The following is a 15,441-nucleotide window of genomic DNA, read 5'->3' as shown; positions in this document are numbered from 1 at the left end:
TCAGAGCTTACACATGATCAACTTATGGTACATGTCATTCATTGTAAATATGCAGAGAGTTACTGACTCAAAATGCTATTTACTCAAAGATCGGCCTAATGGTGCGAAGTAACCTTGCAGGGCTTGGTATATCTGTTCTCGGTGCGCCATATCAGGATACACGGGGTACATATCAGGCTTGGTTGTGCCATCCACTAGATAAGCGTTCTTGATATCGGAACACGATTCAATCACGGATTCAAAAGCGCGCGCCATCATCTCTGTGGGTAGTGAGAAGTAACGGGCAGACATCGCTTTGTCGGCAATCACACTGCGAGCCACATAATCGTGTTTGTCCAAGTTATTGTCGCTAAGCAGTGTGGCATCAAACAGAGACATCAAACTTTCGTTTAATGGATGAGGTCGCACCGTTCTATCGTGCAACCAACAGTCGCTGGCGAACAGGATCTGCTTGCGAGGGCCAGAGGTATCGCCGATTTCAAACGCTTTCTCAGCGATATAGTGGTCAAATGCATGCCAAAACTCGTGAGCGAGCGCGCCAGCTCCGGCATTCTTCGCGAGGGCTAATTCTCGTTGGTTCGGGGCATAGTGTGCTTGTACGCCTTTTCTGCCGCCACTGCCGAACGCTAAGCCTAATGTGCCGCGAAGGCCAATCGCTTCTGGTGGCAAAGCCAAGATGTAAGCCAAGTCGGCTAGCGAATCGAATATCAGATTTGCGGCCAACTCTTTTTCTTCTTTCGTCACCCAAGCACCCACACGAATGCTGCCCATACCGAAGGTTTGTTTGATGTCCATGAATGACACCTGATCGCCATGTCGGTAGTCTGGGCCTTCGCGCGTTTTGTATTTAAAGTGAGTTAACTTCAAAAGGGTCCTTGGAAACAGACGTAAGAATGAATAGTGTGCTCAGTGAGATGCGCCTGTGTGAGATGCATCTCTTGGAATTAAAGGACGTTAGCACTTTTGATAGCAAATTGCCGAACAAAATTAGTTTAGATTGAGTTCGAAAGCTTCCCATGAAGTTGGGTTACCTTCACGAGTGAGTGGAAAGAGTGGCTGTTGTGGTTTTGCATAGCTTAATCGGTGCAGTCTTTGAGTTACGTGGTAGCTATCAAGCCCTGATACCGTGACCAAATCCAACGCTTCTAAATCAAGGTAGCCATCCGGCATCACGGCGCGTTTGGGTGCGTGAATCGTTATAACTTCACCGATCAACATTTGCGTTTGATTGCTTTCGATTGTTATCTGTTCTTTGAACGCTAACCCTATCTTTAAACTGCTCTCCAAGACGAAGGGAGCGGGGAATGTGTCGTCATAATAGGCCGTTAAGCCGACCGCGTTGAATTCTGAGACTGGTTTAGGGTAGCGAGCCGAGGTTTGATGGGCCTTTTTAACAAAGTCAGCACCAATGCTGTTAACGGTGAAGTACTTAGTTTCTAGGATGTTTTCTAGCGTATGACGTCGGCTTTTATCTGGGCGAACAATAAAACCAAGCAGCGCGGGATCAGACCCTAGGTGAATGACAGAGCTCACTATCGCAAGGTTTTCAAGCCCCTGTTTATCACAAGTACCAATTAGGTTGGCGCTTTTAAATCCAGATAGGGAGTTAACCAAACGAATGCGGTGGCGCGGGTCCATTGTTTGGATATCTTGTTTAGAAAGGGTCATGTCCTTCATATCTTCTCTTCTTCTCATTTATTGTTATCTTCGAGCATGCTCACTAACGGACTTATATGTACGAAGAATCCGCTTTTATCGATCAAAGAGCGCTTATTGGCCGTGGGCAGTTTGTCTCTTTTATCTCTGCTACAGCACAATGAACGAGATCCTTTGCATAGATTTACGTACGTTGACGTCCCTTTACATCACAGGAGCTAAAGTAATGATGTCGTCTTTATGAGTGTTAACAAATGAAAACAGTCCGCAATATCATTTGGGCAATGATTGCCACAATGTCAGCCTTTTGGTTTGCGATGGAACCGCAATTATTCGCTTCAAGCGATGTCTTTGAATGGCGCTCAGCCATGATTCAGTACTCAGGTATTTTGTCTCTGGTGTTAATGTCCATCACAATGATCTTGGCGATGCGTTTGCCTATGGTTGAGAATTGGCTGAAAGGTATGGATAAAGCATATCGAGTCCATAAATGGCTCGGTATCGGTGGTGTTGCACTGGGTGTGACACACTGGTTGTGGTACCAAATACCTAAGTCATTGGTGGTGTCTGGTGTGTTAGATAAGCCTGTTCGACACGATGGTTCAGGGCCGCAAGCTGTTTTGACTGGATGGGAGTTATGGGTCAATGAATTACGCGGTATTGCTCAGAGTATTGGCGAGTGGGGCTTCTACTTGTTGCTCATTTTACTGGTGACGTCACTATGGGCGGCAGTGAAGTACAAACCGTTTAAATTGTCGCACCGTCTGATGTCGGTTGCGTACCTGTTTATCGCTTTCCACTCAGTAATCCTGCTTAAACGAGCGTATTGGGGAGAACCTATTTATTATCTAACTGTGGCATTTGCTTTGGCTGGGTCTATCGCAGCGATTTACAGTTTGTTGGGCTTGGTTGGGCGTCGTAATCGTCACTCAGCGACGATTATCTCGACTCGCTATTTTCCACAAGCTGAAGTGATGGAGCTGGTGTTAAAACCGGAGGCATCTTGGCAAGGTCACAAAGCTGGGCAGTTTGCGTACTTGCGTTTCGGTAATGAAGACCCGCATCCGTTTACCATTGTTTCTGGCAGTGATGATCCAGAGCTGCGCTTTTTGATCAAAGAGCTGGGTGATTTTACTAATGGCCTATATGAACGAGTGAAAGCGGGCGATGCGGTTACGGTTGAAGGACCCTATGGTCGACTTTATTTTGACCTAAGCAAGCCACAAATTTGGATTGCTGGTGGTGTCGGGATAGCGTCGTTTTTTGCAACACTTGAAGCGCTCAAAACAGAACGAGATCATCCTCGTATTCAACTGTTTTATTGTACTCGCGGTGTTGATAAGCAATTAATCGATGAGTTGTGGCACCTAGCACACGCGGTTGGTGTGAAGTTGACCGTGATAGATACCTTGCACTCACCGCGGCTAAACGCCGGAAGAATTGTCAATCAATGTGGCGACCTCAACGAGTACGAGATGTATTTCTGCGGGCCGGAGTTGTTCTCTACATCACTGAAAAAAGAATTAGACACCTATCAATTTGATATTGAAAAGCACTACCACGAAGAGCTGTTTGTGATGCGTTAAAGCCAACTATTGGAGCTGTGATTGTTAAATTAGTCAATCGGCACAGTGTAAAAAGGCGTAAAGTCACTCAATTTGTTATTGCAGCGGTTTGCTATTGAGCGATACCATATAGGGCTGTTTCTTTGGTAAAGATGTAATTATGTCAGATGAAAAACTCGCACTCGAATGGATGCGCCAACAAGCTCATAAAGTTGACCCATACGTTATCGATCCATCGTTTGATGAATGCGTTGAGTTGCTTGATCCTGCCTTCAAGAAAGGCAAGAGTGTTGCTCAACTCAAGTATCTGTTATCAGAAGCAGATCGCCGAGCGGGCGCGGCAGAACGTAAGCATGCGGCTTTAAAATACGCCAAAGAGAAAAGCCCAAATGCTGGTCAAATCTTGCGACTGCAAAGCAAGCTTCAACAAGTTCAGTTGGCTCTCAAGCTTGCCACTGGCGATAACAATATGACCATATCTCAGTTCTGTTCAGAGTATGACGTGACTAAGCGTGACGGCAATACGGCATGGAATGAAAAGTTGGTGGAGCAGGGGAAGAGAAAGTAGCGATCTCTATTTCTATTTTTTGATTTAGTCGTTTTTCTATTGAACTTTAAATCATGCTCGCAGAGCCGTTAACTCGGTATCTTGAACCCCAATCATTGATATGCATTGCCGTGGTTTGAGCGCGGCGTATTGTCTCAACGATGCCCTCATTATTTTGGTGACGCACTCATGAACCTCTCCCAGATTGACCTGAATCTTCTTTTCGTTCTTAAGCATTTACTCGAAGAAAAACACGTCTCTAATACCGCAATGTCTCTGAACATGAGCCAGTCTTCGGTAAGTCGTACGCTACAAAAAATGCGTACCTTCTTTGATGATGAGCTGCTGGTACGTAAGAAGTATGGCTATGAGCTGACCCCAAAAGCAGAGTCGATTAAAGACGATATCAACACCGTTATTACTAACCTGGAAAAGTTGGTTCATAAGCAGTCGTTTGACCCAAGCAAGGTTGATAGTACTGTGAAATTTTATGGCTTACTGCCTCAAATTAATACCTTAATGCCCAAGGTGATCGCTAAGATCCGCAAAGAAGCGCCGAACATGATCGTGAGTTTAGATTCTGCGCCCAAGCGTCATTTCGAAGCCTTGGTCGCAGGTGATGTGCACTTTGCCTTATCTTCGCATCAGCCGCCTTCTGCTGAGCAAAATATCTATCGTATGACAGTGGCGAAGCGCACGTTCCGTTTGTTGATGAGCCGAGAGCACCCATTGGCGAATGAAACTCTGACCCCACAAAAGCTGGCGGAATATGATTTTGGCCAAGTCTCTCTACAAGGTGAGAAAAGGCTTTCTTTCGAACACAAATACCAAGAACTCGGTTTAGCCAATAAAAAGCAGCGCCTGTCTGCACCTGTGCAGTTGAGTAACTTCAGCTCGGCGCCAAGTATTGCTGCTGAAACCGACATCATCTTTCACCTTCCAACACCTTTTGCAGAAGCAGCGTGTCATGATCCCCGCCTGATCACCAGAGAAGTCCCAGAAGAACTCCACTTGAGCTTTCAAGAAGTTTATTTGTACTGGCACAAGCGATTTCATGATGACCCGATGTGTGAATGGGTACGTGAAATATTCAAAGACCTCTATGTAGGCAAAGATACGTACTCTTAAAAGAGAGTGACTTCTAGTTAAGTAAGCACCGAAGTCTGAGTGATTTGAGAGCCGTTATTCGCAACATCATCAGTTTCATATCAAGCATAAGATGAAGGTAACTATCCGTCTGGCGGATAGCGATATTCTATTTTGGCGATAGCATTATGCTTGAAGCGAATGATTTACGCCGCTCTAATTGAGAATGATTATTAAATGCAATCTCAATTTAAGTAGAGCCAAGATGAACACTATTCAAACGTTTACTCGTTCCCCCCTTTCTAAGTCTATAGCTGCTGCGTGTTTTGTATTCCCTGTGATGGGCTTTGCTAACGAACAAGTAAATCAAGTTGATACCGAAGCTTTGACCATTGAAGCGACGACTATGGAAACCATGGTTGTGACAGCAGCTGGTTATGAGCAGGTTGTCACTGAAGCGCCAGCGTCGATCAGCGTGATTACTCGTGAGCAGCTGGAAAACCGATCGTATAAAGATCTGACAGACGCGCTGCGTGATGTACCTGGTGTGATAGTGACAGGTGGTGGTTCGAGCCAAGACATTTCAATACGTGGTATGCCTGCAGAATACACGGCGATTTTGGTCGATGGACGCAAGCAGTCTGGCCGTGAAACACAACAAAACAGCAGTGGTGGCTTTGAGCAAGATTGGCTACCACCTCTAAGCGCGATTGAGCGAGTTGAAGTCGTGCGTGGCCCAATGTCGACGCTTTACGGTTCAGACGCGATTGGCGGTGTGATCAATATTATCACTCGTAAAGATTATCAAGAGTGGTATGGCAGCGTACGTGGTGAAACAACACTGCAAGAGAACTCAGACTCGGGCAATTCATATCAAAGCCAAGTGCATCTAGCGGGCCCTCATATTGATGGCTTGTTGAGTGCTTCTTTCTCTGGTTTATATCAAGAGCGTAAGGAAGATGAGATTCTTTACGGATACGGAGGCAAAACATTAGAGAGTTACCGTGGCGCACTACACTTGACGCCTACGGATGACGATACTTTCTCGTTTGATTACACCTATCACGATCAAGAACGAGTGACGACGGATGGAAAATCGAAAACCACAGATTCTGAGCGTGTGAACAATCGTCAATCATTGGGCCTATCTCACTCAGGCAACTACGACTGGGGCTCGGGCACTTCATACATCAACAATGAAACGGTTGAGAATGAAGGCGGAGAAATGGAAGTGGAAAACCTGACTCTGAACTCACAATGGTCTATGCCTGTGCTTGAGGCGCACTACCTAACTATCGGCTTCAACTATACACGTCAGGAGCTGACAGATTCTGCAGAAGATCATGTCTTCAAAAATAACCAATGGTCACTGTTTGCGGAAGATGAATGGTACATCACCGATTCTTTTGCTCTAACAACTGGCCTCAGATTTGATCAAAATGGCGTGTTCGAGTCTCATCTGTGCCCTCGCGTTTATGGTGTGTGGAGTGTCGACTCATATTGGACAGTGAAAGGCGGTGTTTCAACGGGATATCGAGCACCAGGCTTAACTGAGATGGAAGCGGGTTGGGCGCAAGACAGTTGTGGTGGCGACTGCTCGGTTTACGGTAATCCTGATCTAAAAGCCGAGACGTCAGTGAACAGTGAAATGGGCGTGTACTTTGTTGGCGATGCCGATTTAAGCTCGAACATCACCGTATTCTACAGTGACTTTAAAGACAAGATCGACAAGAAAGAGCTGAGCACTAACTGTGGCCGACGTGGTTGTGATTCTACCTACGTGAACATTGAAGACGCGATTACTTACGGTGCTGAATACACGATAAACAAAGGCATTACTGAGGCGATTTCTGTCGGTTCGACGTATACCTATACACATACTGAGAAGCAGTCTGGTGAAGATGAGGGTAAGCCACTAACACAAGTTCCTGAGCATTTAGTTACCGTAAATGCAGATTGGCAAGTACGTGATGATGTCCAATCTTGGATGCGAGTGACATACCGTGGCAAAGAGTCAGAACCGACAACGAGTAGTTCAAGAACACAATACGAAGCGCCATCAATTACTTATGTTGACTTAGGTGCCAACTGGTATGTGCAAAAGAACCTTAAGGTGATGGCTGGTATCTACAACCTATTTGATGAACAAACCGATTACGAAGAGTTTGGCTACGTTGAAGATGGTCGTCGTTACTGGTTAGCAGCAGAAGCGTCATTCTAGATAAGAGGTTCATAATGAAAAAGATAACAAAATTACTGATGCTTTCATTTGTTGGATTATCGGCTGTTAATGCTAATGCTAATGCTAATGCGGTATACACAGTAGAAAAGGACATCTTGTTTAAGACGGTAGAAGCACGAGAGATCAAGCTTGATCTCTACCTTCCCAAAACAGAAGCAAAGGTTGATGGAAAATATCCGTTGCTCGTTTGGGTACATGGCGGTGCGTGGAAGCGTGGCACTAAAGACGATATTCCGACTAAAAACCCGTTGTTGCTTAATTCTGTTTTGGATGAAGGTTATGCGTTGGCTGCGGTCGATTATCGTTTAAGTGGCGAAGCAACTTTTCCAAAACCAGTCGCGGATATTAATGATGCTATTAACTATCTTCATGACCATGCTAACAAGTACAATCTTGCCGCCGATAACGTGGTTATGATGGGGCGTTCAGCTGGTGGTCATTTAGCGGGATTGGTCGGCGCAAGTAATACGTACGGTGACATTAGCTTTTACTCAGAACCTAAGTATCGAGTGGCTGGAGTTGTAAGCTTTTTTGGCCCGACGGACCTGCTGGAACTAGGTAATAAAGGGAACAGACCAACCAGTAAAAAGTCGTCGGTGTCACGCTTTTTAGGTGATATCCCGAGTGAAGTACCAGAGCTAGCGGCACAAGCTTCAACGACCAGTTATATAAACAGTGATGCTCCGCCTTACATTCAGTTCCATGGAACACTGGATAAGCGAGTGCCTTTAGCGCAAAGCCAGATCCTCAAACATGCTTTGGACAAGTACGGCATTGAGAATCAGCTGTTTATCGAGGAGGGTGTTGGTCATAGTGCTCCAATTTTTGATACCGATAAGTATGTACCGCATGTGATTGCGTTTTTAAAGCGACATTATCCAATTAAATAATCTCTACTTTTGTGACGTTACAACGCGCTAGAAAGCATTCATTGAGCCATTTAAAGCCAAGTTGATCACTAAGGTTCAACTTGGCTTTTTTATTGGAAGCTTTCATAAGTATCTGGATTCATTTCTAACTTCCCTTTTATGATTCGATCGTCATTTATTAGATCGAACAAAACCGTGTTCACCTTCGATAATCGAGTTATTCATCAGTTAAAGGTGGTGGTTATTGTGTGTTTCATCACGCTTTGTTCGTAACTGACTCTAGCTTATCGACGACCTTGATAAAGGCTTCAATGTGCGCGATACACTATTTTTCGCCCATTAATCAATTTCACTTGTGACAAAGTTATCAGAATTATGCATTTTCGGTAACGTTCCCGAAATTATCGATCTATCATCCACTCAGATACAAAAGTGAAGTAATCAACACGACTGATTTCTATTTCTTCTTCGATATAGAGCTTATACATCAAAAGTATAAGCCGAAATGTGCTTACGAATTATTTTGGGAACGTTTGCAGATAATCCAAAACAATTAACGTGAGAACATCAGAATGAAACGACACATTTTAGCGGTTGCTGTAACAATGGGGCTAATGACTACATCGGTATTAGCAAGTGAAGACGTTGCAGCATTAGAGCAACGTATTAATGAATTAGAACAAAGGGTTGCACAAACAGAGCAGGTCTCTACCGAGGCCAATGAAAAGGCTTCTTCGTTTGAGTTTCACGGCTATGCTCGCTCTGGGTTATTGATCAACGACGACCTAAACGGCGCGACAGGTACTGGTCCTTACATGACAGCGGCGGGTGCCATTGGAGCTCCAATTGGACGTCTTGGTGTTGAAGATGATCATTACGTTGAAGCGAACTTGATTCATAAGCGATTTGCAGACGATGGCTCTAGTGCTTTGTTTCGCATCATGTTGGCCGACAGTACTGAGACAAATAACGAGTGGACTGCCAGCGAAAGCCAGTTGAATGTGCGACAAGTGTATTCAGAACTGAACCGTCTGAGCATGTTCTCTGAATCTGAAGCGTTTTCTGAAGCAACGTTTTGGGCGGGTAAACGATTCGATCGCGACAACTTTGATATTCACTTTTTCGATTCGGATATTGTCTTCTTATCAGGTACTGGTGCGGGCTTTTATGACGTTCAGATGAGCGACAACTGGAAAGCGAATTTCTCTATTTATGGCCGAGATTTTGGTGAGATTGATAGCTCGTCAACAGATGTAGAAAACTACATTGCAACCATGAATAACCGTATTGGCCAATGGCAAGTGATGTTGAGCGGTATGACCTCAGCAGACAACGATAGCCGCCTAAATGGCGCAGCTGAAAGCGGTGTACACGCAATGTTTGCGTACCATGGAGACAACTTCTTTGGTCTGAGCGAAGGCTTCTCTAAAACGGGTATGTTAGTGGGTAGTGGCCTAGGTGCAGAGCTAAAAGGCATCGGTTCAAATGGTGATCTACTGGATGACGCGAAAGCCGTTCGCCTGTTTAGCTACGGTGTCACTCGCATTGGCGACAACTGGCGCTTAGCACCTGCATTAATGGCAGAGCATAGCCAAGACCGTTTGAAGAAGAATGACGAGTTCACATGGGCTTCTTTAAACGTTCGATTAGCTCAAGAGTTCACAGAGAACTTTGAGATGGTTTACGAAGGTTCATTGCAATACATGGATTTAGACAACTCGACAGAGCAAGCAAGCGGCGGTTTCTACAAAGCGACAGTTGCACCAACACTGAAGCTTTCAACTAGCACTGGTTTCTTTGATAGGCCTGAACTGCGTTTCGCTGTGAGCTATGTGGATTGGAGTGAAGACCTGAATGGTTACTCGATTAGCACTGAAGCAGATGCTGCAACGATGGGAGAGGGCGGCGAGGTTCTGTTTGCACTGCAGATGGAAACTTGGTTCTAATTGCTTGATATATCGTTTAGATAGAGAGTGTTACTCATGATGTGATAGTCGCATCACCAAATGCCAACCTTATCGTTTCAACTCGAAGGTTGGCATTTTTTATCTTGGGATAACCTGATCTCTGAAATAAATCGCTAGCAAGACTCTCGGTCAATAGTGGTGAAGGTCAACACCATCTTGCTCATTTCAAAGCCTTTTTTCTCAATACGGTCGAGTAGCAGCTTGGCTCCATTTTCTCCCGCTTTATCAAACGCATAGTTAAACGTAGACAGCGTTGGTGTGCATACTGAAGCGAGCTCATCGTCACCTACACCGAGCACCAATATATCCTTTCCTGGAACGAGGCCCGCTTCCTGAATGGCTCTGATCGCACCGATTGCGATACGGTCAGTGGCGCAGAATAGGCCGTCGAGCTTGGTGTGCTCCTTGAGATACTGCTTCGCCAGTTGGTAACCTGATTCTATGGTGAAGTCGCCACGGGCGTGAAATTGCAGTGTGAGGTCGTTAAATTGAAGCGATTGAGCGAAGCCTTCCGATCTCATCTTATCAACCGCAATATCATCACCTTGCACACCGATGAATCCCATATGCTTACAAGCTTTCGCTATGAGGCGATTACCCGCTTCAAACCCTACGCGAGTGTCGTCGTGCACAATGCTTGGGATGTTAAACATTGACCCGTCTTGACCAACCAATACCACGGGTACGGCAGAGCTTTGAATCGCTTTGACTAATTGGTTGTCGAGGTGGGTCGCGTACAGGATGATGCCTTCAACACGCTTCTGGTTAAATATCTGAATATATTCAAGTTCTTTATGGTGTGTTTGGTGTGTGCTCGCTAATAATACATGCTTGCCCGCTTGCTCTAAGACGGCGGTTAAACCATCGACACCCTGAGAGGTGGCATGGGAAGAAACCCTAGGAACAATCACGCCAACCAGGTTGGTTTTTTGGGACTTTAAGTCTTTAGCGACTTGGTTTGGGAGATAGCCACACTCTTCAACCGCTTTACGCACCTTCACCTTGGTCGCGTCTTTTACGCCATACTCATCATTGATTACTCTTGAAACCGTCGACTTGGAAACTCCAGCGAGACGAGCGACATCATGAAGACTAGCCATTATTCATTATCCAATTGTAATTTTAGTTTTGGGATTGTTTGCAAACAGAGCATCAAATTTACCTGTTATTAGGGGATTTTAACCCTGTCTTCTTATCCTAGGGAGATAATTTGAAGATCATTCTCACACTATTGAGCAGTTATCTTTGATCATTTGTTATTTCTAGGCAAAAATTTGTTTTGCAAACGTTCCCGAAAATTCAAAAGCTCAAATGATAATCCAATGGGGTATGTAATGAATTATCCAAAAATAGCAAAAGAGCTGCTTTCTCTATTAGGTGGTAAAAGTAATATCACCGCACTCGCACACTGCGCGACTCGTCTGCGTCTTGCGGTTGCAGACCAAGATAAAATTGATGAACAGGCGATTGATAACCTAGAAGGGGTTAAGGGCCAGTTTAAAGTGGCAGGTCAATATCAGATCATCTTTGGCTCAGGCATCGTAAACCAAGTTTATGCTGAGTTGGCTAAGCTGACTGAAATGACGGAAATGTCGACCAACGATGTGGCGTCTGCAGGTGCTGACAACCAAAATATCCTGCAACGCGCGGTGAAAGGCCTGTCTGATATTTTTGTACCAATCATTCCGGCGATTGTTGCTGGTGGTTTGTTGATGGGTATCTACAACCTATTGACGGCTCAAGGCTTATTCATTGATGGCAAATCTTTAATCGACGCTAATCCGGGTTTGACCGACTTAGCAAACATGATCAATACATTTGCTAATGCTCCTTTTGTGTACTTACCTATTTTATTAGCATTTTCAGCGAGTAAGAAGTTTGGTGGTAACCCATACCTTGGCGCGGCTTTAGGTATGTTGATGGTTCACCCAGACTTGCTTAACGGCTGGGGCTTCGGTGGCGCATCAGTGTCGGGCAGCATTCCGGTTTGGAACATTTTAGGTTTCGAAATCGAGAAAGTAGGCTATCAAGGTTCAGTACTACCCGTTCTTGTTTCTGCGTTTATTCTAGCGAAAGTTGAGCTTGGGCTGCGTAAAGTTATTCCTTCGGTTCTGGATAACTTGCTAACGCCGCTATTGGCGATTTTCATAACTGGTTTGTTAACATTCACGATTGTTGGTCCATTTACTCGTGATATCGGCTTCCTGCTTGGTGACGGCCTAAATTGGTTATACAACAGTGCTGGCTTCATTGGCGGTGCGGTGTTTGGTTTGATTTATGCGCCGTTTGTTATTACTGGTATGCACCATAGCTTTATTGCTATTGAAACTCAGCTGCTTGCGGATATCGCAACGACTGGCGGTACGTTCATCTTCCCTATCGCGGCGATGTCTAACGTGTCACAAGGTGCAGCGGCACTGGCGGTTGGTTTCATGAGTAAAGATAAGAAAATGAAAGGTATCGCGATTCCTTCTGGTGTGACTGGCTTGCTTGGTATTACTGAACCTGCAATGTTCGGTGTGAACTTGAAGCTTCGCTATCCATTCATTGCTGCGGTTTGTGCCGCTGCGATTTCAAGCGCGTTTATCACGATGTTCAATGTGAAAGCACAAGCACTGGGTGCGGCGGGTATTCCTGGCATCATCTCAATATCACCAGAAAAGATTGGCTACTACGTGGTAGGTATGATTATCGCGTTCGTGACTGCCTTTGCTCTGACCGTTGTTTTAGGTCTGCGCGAGCGCAGCAAGCAAAACATTAAAGCAACAGCTTAACGTTTCTCCCTAGAAGTGAAGCCCCCCTTTTCACTTCATTTCCTAAGCTTTGGGGTGCTAGCTAGGTGATTTGGCTTAGCTAGCCTTTTTATATTTTTACATGACAGCGTGAAGTGTCACCTTGCTTTTGGTTGCTACTGCTTTCGATTGCCATCGCTTTCGGTTGTCATGATTTTCAGTTTTAAGGTAAGAAAGATGAATCAAGTTTGGGTAACTGGAGACGCCGTCGTCGACCTCATTCCGGAGACTGACGCGACATTATTGAAATGTCCGGGCGGTGCGCCTGCTAATGTCGCGGTAGCGATTTCTCGCCTTTTAGGCAAAAGCGCATTTTTTGGCCGAGTGGGTAACGATCCGTTTGGCACTTTTATGGAAGTGACTCTGCAAAAGGAAGGTGTGAATACCGAGCGTTTGGTGAAGGACCCTGAACAACGCACGTCAACCGTGGTGGTCGATCTTGATGACCAAGGCGAGCGTAGCTTTACGTTTATGGTTAAGCCAAGTGCCGACCAGTTTATGTCTGTTGAAGACATTCCCGAATTTAAGAAAAACGAGTGGCTACACGTCTGCTCGATCTCTTTGGCTAATGAACCAAGCCGAAGCAGTACCTTCGAAGCGATCCGACGTATGAAAGCCGCGGGCGGTTACATCAGCTTCGATCCAAACCTTCGTGATGAAGTGTGGCAAAACCCATCTGAAATTAAGTCTGTGGTCATGAAAGCGGTTGAATTGGCTGATGTGGTTAAATTCTCAGAAGAAGAACTGGATTTCTTAACCGATTCAACTTCGATGGAACAAGGTTTGGCTAACATTGCAGATCTTAACAACACGCTTGTTCTGGTTACGCAGGGCGCGAAAGGCGTTTGGCGAGTATTTGAAAACCAAGGTGTGTTGATTTCAGGTCGCTCAGTGACGCCAGTGGATACCACGGGTGCAGGCGATGCTTTTGTTGGCGGTTTGCTTGCAAAGCTTTCTCAAGATGATGAGTGGAACAATCAACAAGTCGTCGATTCTGCAATTCAGTGGGCGAATGGGTGTGGTGCACTGGCGACCACGCAAAAAGGCGCAATGACCGCACTTCCAACGCAAGAAGCTCTTACTCAGTTTATTCAAAAAGACTCTTCAAATACGAATGCCGTAGAGGAGAGTGTATGAGTTTGAACTCGAACTGGACAGTAGAGCAAAGATATCGCCGTATAGAAGATATTTCTCTAGAGAGTATTGATGCGATGGTAGAGCTTCGCAAACAAGACTCTGGCTATCCAAGCTACCATATTGCGCCTAAGTTTGGTCTGCTTAATGATCCGAATGGTCTGTGTTTCTTTAATGGTGAACACCACCTATTTTACCAATGGACGCCAGTTGGCCCCGTCCATGGTATGAAGTACTGGTACCACCTTTCTACCAAAGACTTCGTTCATTTCGAAGACCACGGCATTGGCTTGCACCCAGACCAAGATTACGACTCTCACGGTGTTTACTCTGGTGGTGCATTGGTTGAAAACGACAATGCATTGTTGTTTTTTACAGGTAACAAGCGCGATGGAAATTGGTTGCGAGTGCCAACTCAATGTTTTGCCAAGATGTCTGCTGACGGCAAAATAGAAAAGCACGGCGTGGTTATCGAAAACGATCACTACACCGAACATTTCCGAGACCCAAAAGTGTGGAAACAGGGCGGCGATTATCTGATGGTTGTGGGTGCTCAAACGCCTCAAAATACTGGCTCTATGGCGCTATATTGCAGCCGAGACCTGATGAATTGGCAGCACAAAGGTCCAATTCAAACTCGTTACAACAACCTTGGCTATATGTGGGAATGCCCAGATTTCTTTGAAATAGAGAATCAGTCGGTGATGCTGTTTTCTCCACAAGGTGTGTCTAGCGAAAATCCATACGATTTCAAAAATATCTACTCGGTGGCTTATATCGTCGGTGACCGCTTAAATCTCGATTCGGTAGAACTGGAAAACCACCAAGATATTGCGCAGCCAGATTATGGCTTCGATTTCTATGCACCACAGACTTATTTAGATGATACAGGCCGCCGTATTCTGATTGCTTGGATTGGTCTGCCTGAGATTAATACACCATCTAATGAGTATCAGTGGGCGGGCATGTTGTCGTTACCACGCGAACTTCAAATCCAAGATGGCTATCTTGTTCAGTCTGCTTTACCTGAATTGAAAGCGCTACAGGGTGAAGCTGTGGTGGTTGAAAATGCTCTTGAATTGGATACAACCAGCTTCATGGTTGAGCTCGAAACGGATACTGACGAGTTTGAGTTTACACTTGCTAACGTTGCGGGTGATAACATCGTGTTCAGTGCTACAGAAAAGGAGTTCATGCTTGATCGCAGTAAGATGTCTCAGCTCTACGCGGAAGAGTTTGGCTCAGTGAGAAAAGCACCGAGGTTGAGCACCAAGCAAACCATCGAGGTTTATGTTGATAAGTCAGTGATCGAAATCTTTATCAATGGCGGTAAGCACACAATGACCAGCCGTTTCTTCATTGATGACTTGAGTTCATTGTCGATGACTGGTGACGTGAACACCGTTTATCACTCGATGAACCCAATTAAAGGGTTGGACAACTAACCTCCGCTTATCTCCATCAAGAAAGCCGCTGATCATCAACAGCGGCTTTTGTTTGGTCTGCGACATCACTATTGTGCTAACTCTTTGACCTTGTCCATTCCCCGTAGCCCTGAATCTCAAGTCCATTTAGAACAAACA

At 45.3% G+C, this 15,441-nt stretch carries 12 protein-coding genes; 9 read left to right on the top strand and 3 right to left on the bottom strand.

Annotated elements, in window-relative coordinates; translation table 11 throughout:
• Positions 1-75 precede the first annotated feature (75 nt).
• Both AB4154_RS13115 and AB4154_RS13110 read right to left on the bottom strand, forming a co-directional pair.
• Positions 76-867, bottom strand: coding sequence for a CLCA_X family protein (locus tag AB4154_RS13115; RefSeq protein ID WP_017061617.1), 792 nt, complete (start codon positions 865-867; stop codon positions 76-78).
• A 120-nt stretch (positions 868-987) separates the two neighbouring features.
• Entirely contained in the window at positions 988-1,677 is a 690-nt protein-coding gene (locus AB4154_RS13110) for a flavin reductase family protein (protein ID WP_017061618.1), read from the bottom strand.
• 233 nt (positions 1,678-1,910) lie between these two features.
• Between AB4154_RS13110 and AB4154_RS13105 the strand changes: the two genes are divergently transcribed.
• From AB4154_RS13105 to AB4154_RS13080, 6 genes are all read left to right on the top strand, one after another.
• Positions 1,911-3,242 (top strand): ferric reductase-like transmembrane domain-containing protein, encoded by a 1,332-nt coding sequence (locus AB4154_RS13105; protein ID WP_372123267.1) that lies wholly within the window; start codon positions 1,911-1,913, stop codon positions 3,240-3,242.
• Positions 3,243-3,381: 139 nt separating this feature from the next.
• A complete protein-coding gene (locus AB4154_RS13100) occupies positions 3,382-3,789 on the top strand; it encodes a hypothetical protein (RefSeq protein WP_017061620.1) in 408 nt (135 codons plus the stop codon).
• A gap of 168 nt (positions 3,790-3,957) precedes the next feature.
• A complete protein-coding gene (locus tag AB4154_RS13095; protein WP_050620117.1) occupies positions 3,958-4,896 on the top strand; it encodes a LysR family transcriptional regulator in 939 nt (312 codons plus the stop codon).
• Positions 4,897-5,194: 298 nt separating this feature from the next.
• The gene (locus AB4154_RS13090) at positions 5,195-7,075 is read left to right on the top strand and encodes a TonB-dependent receptor domain-containing protein (protein WP_372123291.1); all 1,881 of its coding nucleotides are present in this window, start codon (positions 5,195-5,197) and stop codon (positions 7,073-7,075) included.
• Positions 7,076-7,089: 14 nt separating this feature from the next.
• A complete protein-coding gene (locus AB4154_RS13085) occupies positions 7,090-7,986 on the top strand; it encodes an alpha/beta hydrolase fold domain-containing protein (RefSeq protein ID WP_372123266.1) in 897 nt (298 codons plus the stop codon).
• Between the two features lie 551 nt (positions 7,987-8,537).
• Entirely contained in the window at positions 8,538-9,911 is a 1,374-nt protein-coding gene (locus tag AB4154_RS13080) for a carbohydrate porin (RefSeq protein WP_372123265.1), read from the top strand.
• Positions 9,912-10,045: 134 nt separating this feature from the next.
• Here AB4154_RS13080 and AB4154_RS13075 read toward each other — a convergent pair whose 3' ends face one another.
• Complete coding sequence (locus AB4154_RS13075) at positions 10,046-11,032, bottom strand: LacI family DNA-binding transcriptional regulator (protein WP_229647940.1); 987 nt, start codon at positions 11,030-11,032, stop codon at positions 10,046-10,048.
• Positions 11,033-11,266: 234 nt separating this feature from the next.
• Here AB4154_RS13075 and AB4154_RS13070 point away from each other — a divergent pair, with 234 nt between their 5' ends.
• The 3 genes from AB4154_RS13070 to AB4154_RS13060 all read left to right on the top strand — a co-directional run bounded on the left by AB4154_RS13070 (position 11,267) and on the right by AB4154_RS13060 (position 15,303).
• A complete protein-coding gene (locus AB4154_RS13070; protein ID WP_017064972.1) occupies positions 11,267-12,706 on the top strand; it encodes a sucrose-specific PTS transporter subunit IIBC in 1,440 nt (479 codons plus the stop codon).
• A gap of 195 nt (positions 12,707-12,901) precedes the next feature.
• Positions 12,902-13,861 carry an aminoimidazole riboside kinase gene (locus tag AB4154_RS13065; protein WP_017061624.1) on the top strand — a complete coding sequence of 320 codons (960 nt, stop codon included), beginning with the start codon at positions 12,902-12,904 and terminating at the stop codon, positions 13,859-13,861.
• Positions 13,858-15,303: a sucrose-6-phosphate hydrolase gene (locus tag AB4154_RS13060; RefSeq protein ID WP_017069759.1), complete on the top strand. Its 1,446-nt coding sequence runs from the start codon at positions 13,858-13,860 to the stop codon at positions 15,301-15,303. The genes AB4154_RS13065 and AB4154_RS13060 overlap by 4 nt, the downstream gene beginning before the upstream one ends.
• The last annotated feature ends 138 nt before the right edge of the window (positions 15,304-15,441 follow it).

It is taken from the genome of Vibrio sp. 10N.286.51.B11, assembly GCF_041469245.1.
GTDB classification, from domain to species: domain Bacteria; phylum Pseudomonadota; class Gammaproteobacteria; order Enterobacterales; family Vibrionaceae; genus Vibrio; species Vibrio crassostreae_C.
This window is presented reverse-complemented; position numbering and strand designations above follow the sequence as displayed.